Below are 19261 nucleotides of genomic sequence, written 5' to 3'. Positions count from 1 at the left end.
ACGATCGGGCGGGTGATCAGCCGGTCACGGCGATCAGTTCGAGTTGCATGTCGGGGATGCCGGCCGGCGCGTAGATGGTGACGCTCTGCGCCTGCAGCATGCGGTCGTACAGCTGGCTCTTGCTGTCGATGGAGAAGTAGCAGGCGCCCGCGCGGATCGGAATGGCCGGCGGCACCTGCGGTGCGTAGACGATGCGCACGCCCGGCATGGCCGAGAGCACCAGCTTGTCGACGTCTTCGGGCGCGCCGATCTTGAAGCGCTGCGGCACCACCTCGGCCAGCTCGGCGGCCGGCATGCTGGCGGTGACCGACATGTAGAACACGGTCTTCTCGTCGATCTTGCCGGAGTCCAGGCGCCCCAGGTAGAAGGCGTTGCGCGTCTCGGTGAGCGCAATGGCGAAGTAGCGCGTGGAGATCACGGTGTCGAGCAGGTCGCGCACGATGCGGTCGAGCTCGGCGAAGGCCGGGCCGGGCTTCTCGTGGTCGTACACCGGCAGGTCGTTCAGCGAGTAGGTCTTGGCGAAGGTCATCAGCGCACCGGCCAGGCTCAGCAGTTCCTGGAACAGCCGCTCGGGGTGCAGCGACGGGTGATGGAACAGGTGCGAGAGCGAGGCGAACGCCGAGTTGGCCGTGTGCAGCAGCCAGAACGAGGCGATGTCGCCCGAGCGGAACTCGATGATGTTCTTGCTCGGCTCGCGGTGAATGCCGTACAGCGAATTGACCTTGGCCTGCAGCACGTCGAGCAGCCGGCGCAGCTGCTGGAACACGGTGGGCGAGGCGTCGATGCTGGTGCACGGCGGCACGAAGCTGCGGTCGATCTCGAAGCCGCCCGCGGCGGTGCGGCGGATGCGGATCACGGGGATCGACACGAACTGCTCGCGCGGCTCGGTGTCGGCCAGCAGCTTCACGCTCTTGCGCAGGAACACCACCTCGGCGCTCACGGCGTTGGTGTACAGGTCGAGCGACTGCGTCGCGTCGCTGGTGTAGCGCGCGGCAAAGCCTTCTTCGTTGGGGTCGGTGTAGTTCTTGCCGAGTTCCTTCACCGGGTGCAGCACCAGGTAGAAGGTGATCTCGTTCTGGCCCGGGCTCAGCGTGTCCAGCGAGATGGGCGGGGGCAGCGCATCGGCCTGCGGTGCCGCGTAAGGCTCGCCGTCGGGGAACACCAGCGACAGCTGCGAGGCGCGCAGCATGCCGCTGGCCAGCGCATCGAGGTCGAAGCTGATGGAGCGCACGCCCCAGAAGTACGGATGCAGCGTCTGCGCCGTGGCGCGCAGGCGCGCCTCGTGGTACGCGTCTTGGCGCTGGAAATGCTGGGGGCGTAGAAACAAGCCCTCTCCCCAGAGGACCTTGGCTGCGTAGCTCACGTCGGATCAACTCCCCTCAATTTTTTTTGAATGTATCGCATCGTCGTGTCGACTTGAACGGCCCCGCCGTCGCTACAGATCAGGCGGGCGAGGGCCGGCAGGTCACCGGCCCCAACAGGTTGAGCGCGCCCGTGGGGGCCGCGCCTTGTGCGTTCTGCTGGCCCACCACCGCGCCTGTCGTGACCGTGAGCGCGCAGGCATGCGCGCCCATCACGATGCCGGTTTTTTCGGCGTCCGCGGCGTTGAAGGCGAAGCGCCAGCGCTGGGCATCGGGCGAGTGGAACAGCACCACCACGGCCACCGCGTTGGCGGTGCGCGGAACCATCTCGGTCCAGGTGTATTGCTGGTCGGGAATGAGCGTGATCTCGCGGCTCTCGACGAGGTCGTCGCCCAGCTGCGTCTTGTCGCGTCCCGGCGTGACGAAGGCGTCGAAGGACGACTGGTAGAAGCCCGTCGTCTCCTTCAGCTTGTAGATGCGCATCACCACGGACAGCGGGCGGTTGCGGCCGTCGGCGTTGAGGTTCTTGCCCGCGGCGATCGACATCGTCACCTTGCGCGGGGGCTTTTGCGACTCGGGCAGCTCGGGCTTCTTCAGTCCGCTCGCCTCGAGCGCGATGTTGGCGATCGTGAGGGCCGGCGAGCTGCACCCGCCGAGCATCAACGCGGCCAGCAGCGCGCCAGATGTAATTAATATTTTCATTAAAAGCGAGTCGTAACAATATTTCGATGGACCAAATAGGATTAACCGATTTCGAAAATGACTTTCGATTAGGAAATTAGCATTAATCCGCCCCCGTCATTTGCCATCCACGCGGCTGTAGTATCGTGTATTGTTATTGTCAACGGTCGCAATTTAATGAATGATTGCGGCCTGCTAAAAAGTCAGATCAGGGGGGAATGTGTCGATTCGAAAAATCATGTCGCGCACGATGATTGCCGGTGCCATTGCGAGCACCGTCTTTTTGTCGGCCTGTACCACCACGCCGGACGCGGCCGTTGCGCAGGCGACCGCCGCCTACAACAAGAGCCTGGCCGAGGTCGATGCCGCCGCGGCAGCCGCCACCGGCGACAAGGCGCCCGTCATCCGCCAGTACCAGCAGCTCGCCACCGACAACCCGACCCGCGGTGAGCCGTGGTCGCGCATCGCGCAGATCTACTTCAACGAAGGCCGCTACAGCCTGGCCATCTCGGCCGCCGAGGAGTCGCTGCGCCGCGACCCCTCCAGCCGGCAGGCCAAGAGCATCACCGCCGTGGGCGGCCTGCGCCTGGCGGCCCGCTCCATCGAGGATCTGGGCAAGGACAGCAGCCTGAGCGGCGACGCCAACGCCGACGCCTACCGCCTGGCCGCCCTGCTGCGCGAAACCCTGGGCCTGTCGGTCCTGGTGCCCGCCGGCCCCGAAGCCCGGCCGGCACCCACGCGCCGCGCCGCGGCCCCCAGCCCGGCCCCCGCGCCCTCGTCGTCATCGTCCGCCGCGCCGACCCCGGTCGCCGCCGCACGGCCCGCCCCGGTCGCCGCGCCGCGCCCGGCACCTGCCGCGCCCGCCCCGCGCGCGGGTGGCGGCAATCCATTTGACGCGCTCAAGTAATTGTCCGGTTTTTTGAATTGGTTTTTAAACCAATGTATTAACGAATGGGCGTGCGATCTGGAAATGGGTCGTACAACTTTTTAATTCGTTTCTCAGTCCTATTGCGAAGGTATTGAAGCTTATGGCGACCAAAAGACAGAGCGTGCAGAAGCGTCTCCAAAAAGTGCGCCCGCCGCGCGTGCAACTCACGTACGACGTGGAACTCGGTGACGCCATCGAGAAAAAGGAATTGCCTTTCGTCGTCGGCGTGATCGCCGACCTGGCGGGCCAGTCCGAGGTCGAGCAGCCCAAGCTCAAGGACCGCAAGTTCGTCAACATCGACCGCGACAACATGGACGACGTCATGAAGGGCGTGGCCCCACGTGCCGCCTTCCAGGTGCCGAACAAGCTGGACGGGCGCGGCGGCAGCTTCGGTGTCGACCTCACCTTCAACTCGATGGACGCCTTCTCGCCCGAAGCCGTCGTCGAGCAGATCGAGCCGCTCAAGCGCCTGCTCGACGCGCGCACCAAGCTGGCCGACCTGCGCAACAAGATGGCCGGCAACAGCAAGCTCGAAGACCTGCTGGCCGACGTGCTGAACAACACCGAGCAACTCCAGCGCCTGGGACAGGGCGTTGGCAAGAAGGACGAAAGCTGACCATGACCGCGCAAGCACTATCGGCATCGGGCGGTGCCTCTTCGTCCCAGGTTTCGTCTGAAGCCTCCGTCGACCTGCTCGACCAGATCGTCGAGAAGAGCAAGGTCGCCAAGTCCGACGTGGAACACACGCGCACCAAGGACCTCATCGGCGAACTCGTCAGCCAGGTCCTCGAAGGCTCGGTGATCGTCTCCGACAACGTGTCGGCCATGATCGACGCGCGCGTGGCCGACCTGGACGCGCTCATCTCCGCGCAACTCAGCGCCGTGATGCACGCGCCCGAGTTCCAGAAGCTGGAGAGCACCTGGCGCGGCCTGGAGTACCTGGTCAAGGAGACGCCGACCGGCACCATGCTCAAGATCAAGGTCATCAACGCCACCAAGCGCGACCTGATCCGCGACTTCAAGGCCGCCGTCGAGTTCGACCAGAGCGCGATGTTCAAGAAGGTCTACGAAGAAGAGTTCGGCACCTTCGGCGGTGCGCCGTTCGGCGCGCTGGTGGGCGACTTCGACGTCACGCGCCAGCCCGAAGACATGTACTTCCTGGACCAGATGGCGCACGTGGCGGCCGCCGCCCACGCGCCCTTCATCGGCGCGGCCTCGCCCGAGCTGCTGGGCCTGGAAAGCTTTGCCGACCTGGGCAAGCCGCGCGACATGGCCAAGGTGTTCGACACCGTCGAGTACGCCAAGTGGAAGTCGTTCCGCGATTCGGAAGACTCGCGCTACGTCGGCCTCACGCTGCCGCGCTTCCTCGGGCGCCTGCCCTACCACCCACGCGAAGGCACGGTGGTCGACAGCTTCAACTTCGTCGAAGACGTCGACGGCACCGACCACGCCAAGTACCTCTGGTGCAACGCCGCCTGGGCCTTCGCCACGCGCCTGACGGCCGCGTTCGACGACTTCGGCTGGTGCGCGGCCATCCGCGGTGTCGAAGGCGGCGGCCTGGTCGAAGACCTGCCCACGCACACCTTCAAGACCGACGAGGGCGAGATCGCCCTGAAGTGCCCGACCGAGATCGCCATCACCGACCGGCGCGAAAAGGAGCTCAGCGACCTGGGCTTCATTCCGCTCGTGCACTGCAAGAACTCCGACTACGCGGCGTTCTTCGGCGCGCAGTCGCTGCAGAAGGCCAAGAAGTACAACACCGACAGCGCCAACGCCAACGCGGTGCTCTCGGCGCAGCTGCAGTACATCTTCTCGGTGTCCCGCATCGCGCACTACCTCAAGGCCATGATGCGCGACAAGATCGGCAGCTTTGCCTCGGCGCACAACGTCGAACAGTTCCTGAACCGCTGGATCGCGCAGTACGTGCTGCTCGACGACAACGCGACGCAGGAACAGAAGGCCCAGTTCCCGCTGCGCGAAGCCGCCATCCAGGTCGGCGAAGTGCCCGGGCGGCCCGGCGTGTACCGCGCGGTCGCGTTCCTGCGCCCGCACTTCCAGCTGGATGAACTGTCTATTTCACTGCGCTTGGTCGCCGATCTGCCGAAGTCAGTGAATAAGTAAGGAGGCAGATCGGGTGCGCGGCCGAGGGGCCGTGCTGCAACACGTTAACTGTCAGTAATCAATCAAGAAGGGGAAGAAACATGAAAGATATCTACGTCAAGTTCGGCAGCCCGGCCATCAACGGCGAGTCGCAGGACAAGGACCACAAGGACTGGATCGAAGTCAGCTCGTGGCAGCACAGCATCGTGCAACCGCGCTCGGCCACCGCGTCGACCGCCGGCGGCCACACCGCCGAGCGCTGCGAGCACGGCGAGATGATCTTCACGAAGGACATGGACGTCGTCAGTCCGCTGCTGTACCAGCACGCGTCGGGCGGCACCACCTTCGACGAAGTCACGGTGCAGTTCTACCGTGCCGACGGCGAAGGCAAGCGCGTGCAGTACATGGAGATCAAGCTCAAGTACGTGCTGATCGCCAGCGTGAACCCGAAGGTCGTGAGCACCGACGTGGCCAGCGTGCCGAGCGAGACCTTCTCGCTGAAGTACGCCGCCGTGCAGTGGAAGTACACGCAGCAGAAGATCGGCGGCAACCAGGGCGGCAACTCGCAAGGCGCCTGGAGCCTCACGAAGAACGACAAGACCTACTCGGTCTGACGCCAGTCGGGCAATGACGACCGCGGCGCAGGCCGCGGTTTCTTTTTGGCGCCGCGCCCCTCGCGCGGCGCCGTGCCCGTTGTCCGACGCGAGAGACAGGGAGTGACCCATGACAGGATTCGAACCGGGCCTGCTCGACAAGCTGTTCGATGACGACTGGCGCGGGCCGGCTTCGCCGGTGCTGCGGCATTTGTCGCTTGACGAGGTCAAGAACGTGGTCGCACGCGACCTCGAATCCCTGCTCAACACGCGCATGGTCTTCGACGACGCCAAGCTCCAGGCCTACCCCGAGTGCCGGCGCTCCGTCATGACCTACGGCCTGAGCGATTTCTCGGGCCTGAGCCTGGCCAGCCACTACGACCGTTCGTTCATCTGCCGCTCGCTGGAGCAGGCCATCGCGCGCCACGAGTCGCGCCTGCGCGATGTCTCGGTGTCGCTCGAGGTCGACGGCCAGGCCAGCACCCACATGCTCTATTTCGGAATCACCGCCCTGCTCGTGCTGCCCGAACTGGCCGAGCCGGTGAACTTCGACGCCATGCTGCAGCCCACGACGCTGCAGTACTCCATCACCCGCGGCACCGGCAAGAGCCGGTACGCCTAGCGCCACGATCCGCGCACACGACGCACACCATGGACGAGTTGCTGCCCTTCTACGAACGCGAGCTGGCCTTCCTGCGCGGCTACTCGCAGGAGTTCGCCAAGGGCTACCCGAAGATCGCCGCACGCCTGGCCATCTCGGCCGACGCCAGCGAAGACCCGCACGTCGAACGCATGATCCAGTCGTTCGCGCTGCTCACGGCCCGCATCAGCAAGAAGCTCGACGACGACTACCCCGAGCTCACCGAAGCGCTGCTCGAGGTGATGTACCCGCACTACCTGCGGCCCTTTCCGTCGTGCTCCATCGCGCAGTTCGACGCCGGCGGCGCGGCGCTCGCCAAGCTCAGCAAGCCCGTCACCATCGCGCGCGGCACCGAGCTCACCTCGCAGCCGGTGCGCGGCGGCGCCTGCCGCTTTCGCAGCGTGTACGACGTCACGCTGGCGGCGGTGCAGGTGTCGAACGTGGTCTACCACTCGGTGGTGAATGCGCCCGCGCAGGCCTCGCTGCCGCGCAACGCCACGGGCTGCCTCTCGGTCACGCTCGAGGCCACCGGCGAGCAGAAGTCGCTCGGCACCCTGGCGCTCACGCTGGCGCGCCTGCGCACCTTCATCGACGCCGAGCCCTCGCTGGCCACGGCGCTGGCCGACGCCATCTTCCTGAAGACGGCCGCCGTCTTCGTGGAGCCCGAGCGCAGCGGCAAGTGGACGCTGGTGCAGGGCGAGGCGCTGCACCCCGTCGGCTTCGAGGAGGCCGACGCGCTCATCGAACTGCCGGCGCGCTCGCACCCGGCCTACCGCCTCTTGAGCGAGTACTTCGCGTTCCCCGAGAAGTTCAACTTCGTCGACATCGACCTGGCGAACGCGCTGCGCCACATCGGCTCGTGCCGCTCGATCACGCTGCACCTGGTGATGACCGGCGTGCGCGCCGACTCGCCCACGGCGCGGCTGCTCGAGGGCGTGTCCAGCCGCAACCTGCGCCTGGGCTGCACGCCCGTCATCAACCTCTTCAAGCAGCGCAGCGACCCGATCCGCGTCACGCATGCCGCCGCCGCCTACCCGGTGGTGGCCGATGCGCGCCGCGCCTTCGGCTTCGAGGTCTACAGCATCGACTCGGTCAAGCTCGTGAAGCAGACCGCCGAGGGCGACGCGTACATCGAGTTCCGGCCCTTCTACTCGCTGCACCACGGCGAGCATCCGAAGGAGGCCGAGCACTACTGGTTCGCGCGGCGCAACGAACTCGTGGCGCAGCGCAGCCCGGGCTACGAGACCGAGCTCTCGATCGTCGACATCGACTTCCAGCCCTCGCTGCCGCAGACCGAAACGCTGAGCATCGACCTCACCTGCACCAACCGCGACCTGCCGCATTCGCTGGCCTTCGGCCTGCCGGGCGGCGACCTGTTCATCGAGGGCAACTCGGTGGCGCGCTCGATCCGCATGCTGCGCCGCCCGACGCAGACGCTGCGCATGCCGCGCGGCAAGGGCGTGCAGTGGCGGCTGGTGTCGCACCTGTCGCTCAACCACCTGTCGCTGGCCACCAGCGGGCTGCCGGCGTTGAAGGAAATGCTGCGGCTGTACGACCTGGGCCGCTCGGCCGTGTCGGCGCGGCAGATCGAGGCCATCACCGCGATCGAGCAGCAGGCCACCACCCAGTGGCTGCCCGGCAAGCCCTTCGCGACCTTCGTGCGCGGCATCGAGCTCAAGCTCACGGTCGACGAGACCGGCTTCGTGGGCAGCAGCCTGCAGGCCTTTGCCCGCGTGATGGACCATTTCTTCGGTCTCTATGTGCACCTGAACAGCTTCACCCAACTGGTGATCGTTTCGGCGCGCGACAAGGAGGAGCTGGTGCGATGCAAGCCCCGCAGCGGCGAATCGATCCTCCTGTAGCCGAAAGGCTGCTGCGCGAACCCTACCGCTTCGAGTTTTTCCAGGCGGTGCGGTTGATCGAGCTCATGCTGCTCAAGCGGCAGGAGCGCGACGTGCACCAGCGCCTGGTGCCCGGCGAGCGCATGGTGCCGCGCTGGGTGCGCTTTCGCAGCTCCACCAGCCTGAACTTCCCGCCCAGCGAGATCGAGGCGCTGGCGGTGCGCGACGCCGTGGGCGAGCTGATGTCGGGCGCGCAGCTGTGCGAGCCGCCGCTGCCCACCGAGGACGAACACGGCCTGGGCCGCATCGAACTCACGCCTGCCTCGTTCGGCATGCTGGGCGTGTCGGGCGCCCTGCCCATCGTCTACACCGAGATGCTGATGCGCCGCGAGCAGCATCTGCGCGACAGCTCGGCGCGTGCCTTTCTCGACGTGTTCAGCAACCGCGCTGCCGCGCTCTTCTATGCCGCCTGGCGCAAGTACCGCCTGCCGCTGCACTACGAGCACGAACGCAGCCGCGCCTACCTGCCGGTGCTGCTGTCGATGGCCGGGCTGGAGCACACGGCCCAGCGCGATCCGCTGACCGACGGCACGGGCACCGTGTTCGACGAGACCGTGGCCGGCTACGCCGCCGCGGTGCGCCACCGGCCGATGTCGGCCGCGTACCTGCAGCGCGTGCTGTCCGACTACTTCCGCAGCCACATCCGCATCGAGCAGTTCCTGGGCAAGTGGTACGACATGCCCGTGCAGCAGCGCTCCAGGCTGGGCGAGGGCAACGTGAGCCTGGGCCAGAACGCGATGGCGGGCGAGCGCATCTGGCAGCGCGACCTGCGCATCCGCCTGTGGATCGGCCCGCTCAAGCGCAGCGCGCTGCGCGAGTTCTTTCCGGGCCGCGCACACGCGAAGGCGCTCGAAAAGATGCTGGCGCTGCTGGCCGGTGTGACCTGCGAATACGAAGTGCGCCTGATCCTGGCGCGCGAAGAAGTCGCCGCCGTGCAGCTCAGCGACAGCGGCGGCAGCCACCTCGGCTGGGACAGCTTCATCACCACCCGCGAGGCCGAGGGCGACCGCAGCGACACGCAGTACGAGCTTCAGCCGCTGCAGTGACTTTTCAACGAACACGACCGACAGAACAACACCACCGCTCATGAGCACCTCGCTGAAGACACTGATCACCAAGCTCAACGCCAGCGCCCGCATGGCCACGCAGCGCGCCGCCAACCTGTGCCTGGCCCACGGCCACTACGAGGTCGACCTGGAGCACCTGTTCCTGGCGCTGCTGGAGCAGACTGACAACGACCTCGCGCGCGTGCTGCGCGCCAACCGCATCAGCGCCACCGCGATCCAGTCGGACCTGGAGCGAGAGATCCAGACCTTCAAGAACGGCAATACGCGCACGCCGGTGTTCTCGCAACACCTGCAGCAGCTGTTCCAGCAGGCGTGGCTGCTGGCCTCGCTCGACGCGCACGCGGCGCAGATCCGCTCGGGCCACCTGCTGCTCGCGCTGCTGACCCAGCCCGACCTCGCGCAGCTCGCGCAGCGCGGCTCGCCGCTCTTTGCCAAGATCCGCCTCGAAGACCTGAAGCACGACTTCGACAAGCTCACCGACGGCTCGAGCGAAGCGGCCGAGGCCGGCGCTTCGGGCGCGGCCGCCGAGGGCGACGCGCAGCAACCGGCGGCCGACCCGCTGGCCGCGGGCGTTCCGGGCAAGACGCCCGCGCTCGACCAGTTCACCACCAACCTCACGCAGCGCGCGAAGGACGGCGCGCTCGACCCCGTCATCGGCCGCGACACCGAGATCCGCCAGGTCATCGACATCCTGATGCGCCGGCGCCAGAACAACCCCATCCTTACGGGCGAGGCCGGCGTCGGCAAGACGGCCGTGGTCGAAGGGCTGGCACTGCGCATCGCCGCGCAGGACGTGCCCGAATCGCTGCGCGCCGTGGCGCTGCACACGCTGGACATGGGCTTGCTGCAGGCCGGCGCGAGCGTGAAGGGCGAGTTCGAGAACCGCCTGAAGAACGTGATCGCCGAAGTGAAGAAGAGCCCGCACCCGATCGTGCTCTTCATCGACGAGGCCCACACCATGATCGGCGCGGGCGGCCAAGCCGGGCAGAGCGATGCGGCCAACCTGCTCAAGCCGGCGCTGGCGCGCGGCGAGCTGCGCACCATCGCCGCCACCACTTGGGGCGAGTACAAGAAGTACTTCGAGAAGGACGCGGCGCTCGCGCGGCGCTTCCAGGTCGTGAAGGTCGAGGAGCCCAGCGAGACGCTGGCCGCCGCCATGCTGCGCGGCATGGTGCCGCTGATGGAGAAGCACTTCAACATCCGCGTGCTCGACGAAGCCATCACCGAAGCCGTGCGCCTGTCGCACCGCTACATCAGCGGGCGGCAACTGCCCGACAAGGCCGTGAGCGTGCTCGACACCGCGTGCGCGAAAGTGGCGCTCGGCCAGAGTGCAACGCCGGCGTTGATCGAGGAAGCGAACCGCGGCCTCGAACGCATCGAGGCCGAGAGCGCCGCGCTGGTGCGCGACACCGCGGCCGGCGGGCGCCATGAAGCGCGCCTGGCCGAACTCGCGGAAAAGAAAAGCGCGCTGCAGGCCGAGCTGGCCGCGAGCCAGCAGCGCCTGGCCGAAGAGAACGCGCTGGTCGAACGCATCCGCGCGCTGCGTGCGCAACGCGACGAATCGGCTGCGCAGCCCGAGGCTGCACCCGCCGTTGCAGAGAAGGCGCCGGCCCGCGCCGCCAGCCGCAAGAAAGCTGCTGCCACTGCAGACCCCGCGCGCGACCAGCTCGATGCCCTGCTCGCCGAACTGCGCGCACTGCAAGGCACCACGCCGATGGTGCCGCTGCAGGTCGACGGCCACGTCGTCGCCGAGATCGTCTCGGCCTGGACCGGCGTGCCGCTGGGCCGCATGGTCAAGGACGAGATCAAGACCGTGCGCGCCCTCGACACCCTGCTGGCCGAGCGCGTCATCGGCCAGGACCACGCGCTCGCCGCCGTGGCCCAGCGCGTGCGCACCGCGAGCGCGCGCCTGGAAGACCCCAACAAGCCGCGCGGCGTGTTCATGTTCGTCGGCCCCTCGGGCGTGGGCAAGACCGAGACCGCGCTGGCGCTGGCCGACATCCTGTACGGCGGCGAGAAGAAGCTCATCACCATCAACATGAGCGAGTACCAGGAGGCGCACAGCGTCTCGGGCCTGAAGGGCTCGCCGCCCGGCTACGTGGGTTATGGCGAAGGCGGCGTGCTCACCGAAGCCGTGCGCCGCCAGCCCTACAGCGTGGTGCTGCTCGACGAGGTCGAGAAGGCCCACCCCGACGTGCTCGAGATGTTCTTCCAGGTGTTCGACAAGGGCATGATGGACGACGCCGAGGGCCGCGAGATCGACTTCCGCAACACGCTGATCATCCTCACCTCGAACATCGGTTCGTCGCAGATCATGCAGGCGTGCCTCAACAAGGCCGACGAGGAGCGCCCCGCGCCCGACGCGCTGGCCGACGCCCTGCGCCCGGTGCTCATGAAGGCCTTCAAGCCGGCCTTCCTGGGCCGCATGAAGGTGGCGCCGTTCTATCCGATCACCGACGCGGTGCTCGAGCAGATCATCGCGCTCAAGCTCGGCCGCATCCGCGACCGCATCGCGACGAATCACAAGGCCGTGTTCGAGTGGGACGACGCGCTGGTCGAGGCCGTGCTCGCACGCTGCACCGAGGTCGACTCGGGCGCGCGCAACGTCGACCACATCCTCAACGGCACCTTGCTGCCCGAGATCGCCGAGGCCGTGCTCACGCGCATGGCCGACGAGACGCCGCTGGCCAAGATCAAGGCCAGCTGCGGCAAGGGTGGCGAGTTCCGCTACCGGATCACCTAGGCGCAGCAGCCGCGCGTGCCCACGGGAGAACAAAAACAATGACGACGACCTTCACATCGGCCTCGCTCGGCGGGCTCATGCGCGCGGGCACCACGCAGCGCGATCGCCTGCTGGTGCTGCACACGCCGCTGGGCGAGAACAAGCTGCTGGCCGAGCGCCTGGACGGCGTGGAGTGCATCGACGGCGGCGGCTTTCGCTTCGAACTCACCGCGCTGAGCGATGACGCGCACATCGAACTCAAGAGCCTCATCGGCCAGGGTGTGCGCCTGGACCTGCAGACCGCGCAAAGCCGCACCGAGCTGCGCCCCTTCCACGGCCATGTGAGCGAGGCCGAGTGCGTGTCGAGCAACGGCGGCATGGCGCGCTACCGGCTCGTCATCGAACCGTGGATGGCCTTCCTGCGGTATCGCCAGGACAGCTGCCTGTTCCAGCACCAGAACGTGTTCGACATCGTGGACGCCGTGTTCGGGCGCTACCAGAGCCAGGGCCAGCTCGTGCCCCAGTGGCGCTGGGAGATCGCCCAGCGCGACATCTACCCCGTGCGCGGCATCACCACGCAGTACCAGGAAAGCGACTTCGATTTCGTCGCGCGGCTGCTGGCGGAAGAGGGCCTGTGCTACTGGTTCGAACACGCCACGGGCAAGGACGGCGCACTGGGCAGCCACACCCTCGTCATCGCCGACCACAACGGCGCCTTCCGCGCCAATGCCCAGCCCACCATTCGTTTCCACCGCGCCGATGCCAGCGAGCGCGAAGACACCATCCAGCAGTGGCGCGGCCATCGCCAGCTGCAGACCAACAGCCTCGCGCAGCAAAGCTGGGACTACAAGAGCGTGAACGCACGCCCCGTGCAACAGCAAAGCCGCGCCGCGGGCCAGCGCACCCTGCACTGGAGCGACGACCCCGGCGCCTACGGCTGGGAGACCTCCGCGCAGGGCGAGCGCCTGCTCGCCAACGCCCTGCAGGCGCTGGAGCTGCGCAACAAGCGCTTCGAAGGCCGCAGCGCCGTGCGCACCCTGGCCCCGGCCACCACCTTCACCCTGAGCGGGCACGAGCAGCATGACAAGGACAGCGAACAGGACCGCCGCTTCGCCGTGCTCGCCGTGCGCCACATCGCGCGCAACAACTTCGACGAAGACCTGAAGACCGGCATCGGCGAGCGGCTGGGCCTGCCCGACATCGCCACCGTGTTCGACAGCGGCAACGGCGATACGACCGCAGACGCCGTCACCCACTACCGCAACGAGTTCACCACCGTGCGCGCGGCCATCCCCTACCGGCCGCTGAGCCTGGACGGCCACGGCCAGCGCATCCACCCCAAGCCCAGCGTGCACGGCAGCCAGAGCGCCATCGTCATCGGCGTGGGCGGCGGCGATGCCCCGGTGCACACCGACCGCGACCACCGCATCAAGGTGCAGTTCCACTGGCAGCGCGGCAGTGCGTCCAGCGCGCGCCAGTCGCGCACCGACGGCCAGGACAACGCGCCCGCCGCGGACCGCCTGGGCGCCTGGGTGCGCGTGGCCGCCAGCGCCGCCGGCGACAACTGGGGCCAGATGAGCTTGCCGCGCGTGGGCCAGGAAGTGCTGGTCGAGTTCCACCACGGCGACATCGACCGCCCCGTGGTCGTCGCCGCGCTGTACAACGGCGCCGGCCAGGTCGACGCCCAGCACAACCAGAAACCCGCGGGCGCTGCCCAGTCCACCGGCAATGCGCCCGCGTGGTTCGCCGGCGAAGGCAAGGGCGCCAAGGAGCACGCGCACAACGCCGTCTTCAGCGGCATCAAGACCCAGGAACTCAGCGCCAGTCAGAGCGGCGACGGGGGCTACAACCAGCTCGTCTTCGACGACACCCCCGGGCAGGGCAGCACCAGCCTGGCCACCACCCAGGCCAGCAGCCGCCTGCACCTGGGCCACCACAAGCAGCAGGACGACAACGCCCGCGGCAAGGGCCGCGGCCACGGCGCCGAGCTGGCCACCACCGCGCAAGGCGCCATCCGCGCTGGCGCGGGCCTGCTCGTGAGCGCCTATGCCCAGCCGAACGCCAAGGGCGCGTTCATGGCGAGCCGCGAAGCGCAGCAGCAGACGAAACAGGCGGAAGAACTCGCTACCTCACTCGCCCAGAGTGCGCAGACGCAGAAGGCGCAGATCAAGGGTGAAGACGCTCCTGGCGAACTGCCGGCGATTGCCGCGCTGAAGCATGTGGCCGAAGTGCTGGAGGCGAAGCAGGAAGGAGGTGCTGCGGCATCGGGCAGCAACGCTGGTTCAGGCGGCGGCGACATCAAGGCCACCGAAGGCGGCCACGGCAGCGTCACCGCGTACAGCGAGCCTCATCTGCAGTTCAGCGCGCCGATGGGCATCGGCTTCGTCACGCCGAAGGAAGTGATCGCCGTGAGCGGGCAGCACACCGCGATCGTCGCGAGCCAGGATGTTGACCTGCCCGCGCAAGGGCAGATCGCCCTGAGCGTGGCCAGCGGCGTGAGCCTGTACACGGTGGGCGCGAAGGCCGGTGAAGGCGGCGAGCCGAACCAGGAGCGTGGCATCGCGCTGCACGCGGCCAGCGGCAAGGTGAGCCTGCAGAGTCAGACCGGCGCCACGAAGATCGCGGCGGACAAGAAGGTGACGATCGCCAGCACGGCGAAGGACGTGGCCGTGGAGGCGCCCAAGCACGTGCTGCTGACGAGTGCGGGGGCGTACATCAGGCTGGAAGGATCGAGCATCAAGATCCATGCGCCGGGGAAGGTGACGTTCAGGGGGATGCATAACTTTGTGGGGCCGATGGGGGACAGTGCGAGCAACAGCGTGGGCAAGGCGGAAGCACAGCCATGCCCCAAGCAAAACGATGCCGCAGCCAGCGGCGCCGTCACCCTCTGACGGCCAGGGACAGATGTTCGAAAACCTTGTTCGGCAGTTGGGGGAGGCGCTGCAGGCGGACGATGCCTTGTCCGCCTACCTGCTGGTCGACCCCATGTTGCGCGAGCCCTTCTCCGAGGACCTGTTGCAGGCGGAGCCGCGCGAAACCTGGACCGTTCCTGTTCGTCACCCGTTGTTGAAGCCCGAACAGCGCCCTCGATTGATTCGCCTGCATCCGCACGACACGCATCTGCTGAAGGCGAGCCTGGCCTTGGCGTTGAGCGAGCAGGCAGACCCGGATGCGGAGGGCGAACAAGGGTTCGTCTTGGGCGGCTGGTTGTTGGCTGACGCACCGGCAGACGCATTGGCTAGACATTTCGCCCGGTGCATGCAGGGCAGCTTCGCCGGTGAGACCAACCCCAAGTTCATACGCTGGGCCGATCGGCGGGTCATCGAGTGGATGTGGCCTGTACTGACACCGGACCAGCAAGCGGGTCTTTTGGGGCCCGTGCATTGCTGGTACAGCCTGGACCGATGCGGCGAACTTGTGCGCTACGAGGCCCCCTCCGATGCCAAGCAGGAGGGCGTGGGCTTCAGTGCCGAGCAGTGGGCACATGCAACCCGCAACGAAGCGGTTCAGGATTTGCTGCGCGGGTGGCAGCGGTTCGCAGGCGTCTTGCCCTCCGATTACTTGCAGAAGGCCTCCGAGGCGACTGCCGCGACCATCTCCGCGGGATTGTCGAACCGGCAAGACCGGGTCTTGCTGGGGGCTTACATCCTGCAGGTCCACCCGCAATTGACCACCCATCCGACCGTGCACTCGTTGATCGCTCGCGCCTTGCGCGGTGACGCCACGCTGGCGCAGGCGCTCGAAGGCGTGCCTGACCCCGAGGGATGGAACACCATTCGGACCGAGTTGGAGCGCCACGCCGGACTGTCGCAGCTTCAACCGGCCACACAGGGAGAACGACTTGGCTGATACACCTGCCCCCAGCTATTCGGCGGGCGCGCAAAAGGCGGCTGCCGGCACGCCCGGATGCACTGCCGGCGGCTGCCCGGCGTGCGCCAAAGCCGGATTGCCGGTGTTGCTCGTACGGCCCGGCCTCGCGGAAAGTAGTTACGCGCAGCCCAAACAGGAAGCGGCGCGGCCGCTGCTCGACAGGCACACCGCGGAGGCGGCGTTGAGCTACAGCCGCTACGCAATGCGTACGCTGCGTGCGGGATTCGTTGTCGTTTTCTATGAGAAGCCCCATACGCCGCAATTGAAGGCCGACAAAGGCTGGCAGATTTTTCGTGTCAGCGATGGTGGGTATCTCAGTCCTTTCCCGCTGCAGGCCGTGCCCTACACGAACAGTGCCAGCAGCGAAGGTGGCTTTGTGTGCCAGCGCTCCGAAGCGTATGCCAATGCGATGCTGCTCGTGATTCCAGAGGCCAAGCTCGCGGGTTCCGTGTGGGTGGGCTACAGCGACCATCCCTGGTCCCAGCCTGTGCGAGACCTGTACGCGTCCAAAGAGGACTTGCGGAAAAGACGCATGACTCTCATCGAGGCTTCGAAGGGAACGGCCAAGCGGTCGATGCCACTGACCACGGGCGCCATCCTGACGCTTGTCGCGGACTACGACGAGAAGCTGCAGCCCAACGATTTGCTGGGTACGCCGTTCCCCCCGTTGAACATGCAGAAGGGGGCGGCGGGCAAAGCCGGCGTGCGGCCGGAAATCGCACTGGACGTTTTTCAAGCAGCCGAGCGTCTGGTGAGGGCTTCACAGGGGCAATACACCATGGACCATGTGCACATGGTCAGCGTTCCCGATGCCGTTGGGGTGACCTCCGAGTCGGCCTACATGCGTCTGGTCAAGTGCAACAGCGCAGCCCGGTGGCTGAACGAGTACAAGGATTCGGAAGGTAAAAAGCAGGGGCAGTGGCGACTTCAAACGGCGTTGACCATCGAGGGCTTGCTGAAAGAAATCGATGCACAAGGCGATGCGACCAAGAGACGCATCGCAGGCATGGGGCACCTGAATGGCAAGGCCATCACGAGCGAGGATTTCCGCAAGCAGAAAGCAGCCGGCAGCTTGCCGCCGGAAGCTCGTTGGGTAGGCAATCGCAAGGCAAGGCCGATGTCGAGGGTAGACGCCTACCCCGACCCGATCAATGGAAAAATCGAGCTTCCCAACGAGGGGGAGATCGACCACGACACCGCGGGCCTCAAGGATGACGTTCTTGAGAAGCTCGGATCGAGTGGCAGGTACACCTTCCGGAGTTTTCTGGAGCAATTCGACAGGCTTTCAAAGGCCGACAAGAATCTTCTTTCGAAGATCGAGCCCGATCACGGGGCGTGGCTCAATTCGGCAGCGCGCAAGCTCGTGACCGAGCATGACTTTGGCCTCAACGAACGCATCGACGGCCTGCACTACGCCAATGCTGTCGCACAGATCACGTTGGGAGGGCACATGAGCACCACGGGACTCGAGTGGTACAAGCCCTTTGCTTCTGACAACCCACATGACAGCCAGGCGCTGCTCACTCGGGCGCTGCTTGGGAATCAGGTGGCATTCTTCGACGCATTCAAGCCCACCAAGATCCACAAGGAAACCAAGAACATCTTCAAGTTGTTCGAGGAAACGGCACAGGCTCTGAAAGATGCAAGCGCGGGCAAGGGAACTCCCTTGGCCAGCCAGGTCCTCCTTGCCAAGTATCCGTTCTACGACAAGGTCGTCAGCAGCTTGCCGTTGCTGAAAAACGCCGCCTCGGGTCTGGCGCATCCGCTCATCACCATCGTGGGCGGGATCAGCATGGCCACGACAGGCACGGACCCGGCATCGGTCAAGACACGGCAATTCCTCACGGCCGTCATGCAATGCATTACCGCCGGCCCGGCAGGGCCTTCAGGCGCGATGGCGCAAACGGTCAAGATGACCCTGTCGGAGGCTGTGAAGTACTGGGAGAGCCTGCGCGGCGAGTTGGGTCGCCGCGCGGCGCAGGGCGCGGGCGCCGTAACGGGCGCGGCCAACAAGGCCGGTACCGCCGCCACAGGCAAGCTCAAGAACGTGGCGCTGGCGGGTGGTCTGAGCTTGGCACTGGCGGGGCATTCGCGCGGTCTCAACACGCTGATCGATGTGTGGATCTTCACGGCTGAATCTGCAGACGACCTCACCAAAAAGGCCACCGTCGCAGGGCGCTCCGCCGCCAACGCTGCAGCTCAGGCGGGCCGCTCTGCCGGCAACGTCGCCACTGCGGCGGGGCGGGCGATCGGCAGCGCCACCGCGCCGGCAACGCAAGCGGCCACCCGTGCGGCCGGCTGGACCGCCGCACAGCTCTCCGGTTTTGCCAAGGGCTCGGCAGCCGTCATGAGCGGCGGCGCAGCGTCCTTCTCGGCAGCCGGCGCGGTGTTGCATGGATTCTCGATTGCCAAGTCCATCAAGATGCTGGAGAACGGCACGCAAGACCAGCGCACAGCTGCGTGGTTTGGGCTGGCCGGCTCGGGCCTGGGCATCACGGGCGCGAGCCTTGAAGTTGCCGAGCAGATTGCCAAGGCGAACGGTGCATGGGCTTCGAAGGCGAACATGCTGAAGCTGATGGCGAGCAGGTTGTCGGCAATGGGATTGTTTGTCGATGCGGGTTTGGCTGCGGTTAATTCAGTGCGAAGGTCGGAGGTGGCGGACAAGGATGCCGCAAATGCATACAGAGTCTCCGCAGCTCTTTTCGGACTCGCCGGGGTCGCAGGGCTGATGGCTGCTGGGCAGATCAGCGGCTCGGTGGTCAGCGCCGGCCTGCTGGGCCTGTCGTGGACCGGCTGGGGCCTGATTCTGATCGGCCTGGCCATCGGTGTCGGCTACATCGCCATGCTGCTACAAGACACGCCCACTGAAGAATGGGCTGCTAAAACCATTTGGGGCCGAGCCGATACCAAATGGGGCAGCCTGGAAGTTGAGCAGCAGGAACTCAACAAGCTGCTCATGGGCATCCGCGTCGAGTTCGAGTACGGCATGAACACCATGGCCACGACCGGGGCCGGTATGTCGCGTGCCAATGGCGGGCTGGGAGCGCTGTTCATGAAAGACCCGTTCGAAGGTCACAGCGGTCTGTACAAGACCGTCGAACTGAAGCTGTGGATGCCCAAGGCATTGCGCGACAGCCTTGAATGGACCATCGGCATCACGCTGGGCGGCCGCGACGGCATCTCGACTTTGGTCTACATGCTGGGTCGCAGCGTGCCGCCTGCGCCAGCGCTGAGCTTGAAGGGCCTGGAGCGTCCGCAACGCAGTGATGAGGGCGACTTCACCCGCATCACCATCGACACCGATGGGTTGCTCTACCCGCGAGCCCAGGTCCAGGTCCAGGTGCTGGTCGACGCCACCAGCGGAGACTATGTGGTGGATCAGACGATGACTGACTGAC

General features: G+C 66.4%; 13 protein-coding genes. 11 read left to right on the top strand and 2 right to left on the bottom strand.

What is annotated here, in order from left to right; all coding sequences use genetic code 11:
• Positions 1 to 16: 16 nt before the first annotated feature.
• The gene (gene tssK, locus ACAM42_RS32325; RefSeq protein ID WP_062481129.1) at positions 17 to 1363 is read right to left on the bottom strand and encodes a type VI secretion system baseplate subunit TssK; all 1347 of its coding nucleotides are present in this window, start codon (positions 1361 to 1363) and stop codon (positions 17 to 19) included.
• Positions 1364 to 1442: 79 nt separating this feature from the next.
• Positions 1443 to 2063, bottom strand: a complete 621-nt coding sequence (tssJ, locus tag ACAM42_RS32320; protein ID WP_101494023.1) for a type VI secretion system lipoprotein TssJ — start codon at positions 2061 to 2063, stop codon at positions 1443 to 1445.
• Positions 2064 to 2280: 217 nt separating this feature from the next.
• Between tssJ and ACAM42_RS32315 the strand changes: the two genes are divergently transcribed.
• The 11 genes from ACAM42_RS32315 (at position 2281) to ACAM42_RS32265 (ending at position 19260) form a co-directional block, all read left to right on the top strand.
• Positions 2281 to 2949 (top strand): lipopolysaccharide assembly protein LapB, encoded by a 669-nt coding sequence (locus ACAM42_RS32315; protein ID WP_159279611.1) that lies wholly within the window; start codon positions 2281 to 2283, stop codon positions 2947 to 2949.
• A gap of 121 nt (positions 2950 to 3070) precedes the next feature.
• Positions 3071 to 3586, top strand: a complete 516-nt coding sequence (gene tssB / locus ACAM42_RS32310) for a type VI secretion system contractile sheath small subunit (RefSeq protein WP_062474762.1) — start codon at positions 3071 to 3073, stop codon at positions 3584 to 3586.
• A 2-nt stretch (positions 3587 to 3588) separates the two neighbouring features.
• Positions 3589 to 5091: a type VI secretion system contractile sheath large subunit gene (gene tssC, locus ACAM42_RS32305; protein WP_369630576.1), complete on the top strand. Its 1503-nt coding sequence runs from the start codon at positions 3589 to 3591 to the stop codon at positions 5089 to 5091.
• 80 nt (positions 5092 to 5171) lie between these two features.
• Positions 5172 to 5684 (top strand): type VI secretion system tube protein Hcp, encoded by a 513-nt coding sequence (locus ACAM42_RS32300; RefSeq protein WP_062474768.1) that lies wholly within the window; start codon positions 5172 to 5174, stop codon positions 5682 to 5684.
• Between the two features lie 109 nt (positions 5685 to 5793).
• Positions 5794 to 6285: a type VI secretion system baseplate subunit TssE gene (gene tssE / locus ACAM42_RS32295; protein ID WP_062474770.1), complete on the top strand. Its 492-nt coding sequence runs from the start codon at positions 5794 to 5796 to the stop codon at positions 6283 to 6285.
• A 29-nt stretch (positions 6286 to 6314) separates the two neighbouring features.
• Positions 6315 to 8165: a type VI secretion system baseplate subunit TssF gene (tssF, locus tag ACAM42_RS32290; RefSeq protein ID WP_070062961.1), complete on the top strand. Its 1851-nt coding sequence runs from the start codon at positions 6315 to 6317 to the stop codon at positions 8163 to 8165.
• A complete protein-coding gene (gene tssG / locus ACAM42_RS32285; RefSeq protein WP_369630575.1) occupies positions 8129 to 9250 on the top strand; it encodes a type VI secretion system baseplate subunit TssG in 1122 nt (373 codons plus the stop codon). The genes tssF and tssG overlap by 37 nt, the downstream gene beginning before the upstream one ends.
• Before the next feature lie 40 nt (positions 9251 to 9290).
• The gene (gene tssH, locus ACAM42_RS32280; protein WP_369630574.1) at positions 9291 to 12014 is read left to right on the top strand and encodes a type VI secretion system ATPase TssH; all 2724 of its coding nucleotides are present in this window, start codon (positions 9291 to 9293) and stop codon (positions 12012 to 12014) included.
• A 38-nt stretch (positions 12015 to 12052) separates the two neighbouring features.
• A complete protein-coding gene (locus tag ACAM42_RS32275) occupies positions 12053 to 14884 on the top strand; it encodes a type VI secretion system Vgr family protein (protein ID WP_369630573.1) in 2832 nt (943 codons plus the stop codon).
• 13 nt (positions 14885 to 14897) lie between these two features.
• Complete coding sequence (locus tag ACAM42_RS32270) at positions 14898 to 15842, top strand: DUF4123 domain-containing protein (protein WP_369630572.1); 945 nt, start codon at positions 14898 to 14900, stop codon at positions 15840 to 15842.
• Entirely contained in the window at positions 15835 to 19260 is a 3426-nt protein-coding gene (locus tag ACAM42_RS32265) for a T6SS effector BTH_I2691 family protein (RefSeq protein WP_369630571.1), read from the top strand. The genes ACAM42_RS32270 and ACAM42_RS32265 overlap by 8 nt, the downstream gene beginning before the upstream one ends.
• Position 19261: the final 1 nt, after the last annotated feature.

The sequence above is a fragment of the Variovorax sp. V35 genome (assembly GCF_041154465.1).
Classification (GTDB): Bacteria; Pseudomonadota; Gammaproteobacteria; order Burkholderiales; family Burkholderiaceae_C; genus Variovorax; species Variovorax boronicumulans.
This window is presented reverse-complemented; position numbering and strand designations above follow the sequence as displayed.

Excerpts from the sequence above, each read along its gene's own strand:
- tssJ (WP_101494023.1), bottom strand. The coding sequence starts at position 2,063 with ATGAAAATATTAATTACATCTGGCGCGCTGCTGGCCGCGTTGATGCTC.
- ACAM42_RS32315 (WP_159279611.1), top strand. The coding sequence starts at position 2,281 with ATGTCGCGCACGATGATTGCCGGTGCCATTGCGAGCACCGTCTTTTTG.
- tssB (WP_062474762.1), top strand. The coding sequence starts at position 3,071 with ATGGCGACCAAAAGACAGAGCGTGCAGAAGCGTCTCCAAAAAGTGCGC.
- tssC (WP_369630576.1), top strand. The coding sequence starts at position 3,589 with ATGACCGCGCAAGCACTATCGGCATCGGGCGGTGCCTCTTCGTCCCAG.
- ACAM42_RS32300 (WP_062474768.1), top strand. The coding sequence starts at position 5,172 with ATGAAAGATATCTACGTCAAGTTCGGCAGCCCGGCCATCAACGGCGAG.
- tssE (WP_062474770.1), top strand. The coding sequence starts at position 5,794 with ATGACAGGATTCGAACCGGGCCTGCTCGACAAGCTGTTCGATGACGAC.
- tssF (WP_070062961.1), top strand. The coding sequence starts at position 6,315 with ATGGACGAGTTGCTGCCCTTCTACGAACGCGAGCTGGCCTTCCTGCGC.
- tssG (WP_369630575.1), top strand. The coding sequence starts at position 8,129 with ATGCAAGCCCCGCAGCGGCGAATCGATCCTCCTGTAGCCGAAAGGCTG.
- tssH (WP_369630574.1), top strand. The coding sequence starts at position 9,291 with ATGAGCACCTCGCTGAAGACACTGATCACCAAGCTCAACGCCAGCGCC.
- ACAM42_RS32275 (WP_369630573.1), top strand. The coding sequence starts at position 12,053 with ATGACGACGACCTTCACATCGGCCTCGCTCGGCGGGCTCATGCGCGCG.
- ACAM42_RS32270 (WP_369630572.1), top strand. The coding sequence starts at position 14,898 with ATGTTCGAAAACCTTGTTCGGCAGTTGGGGGAGGCGCTGCAGGCGGAC.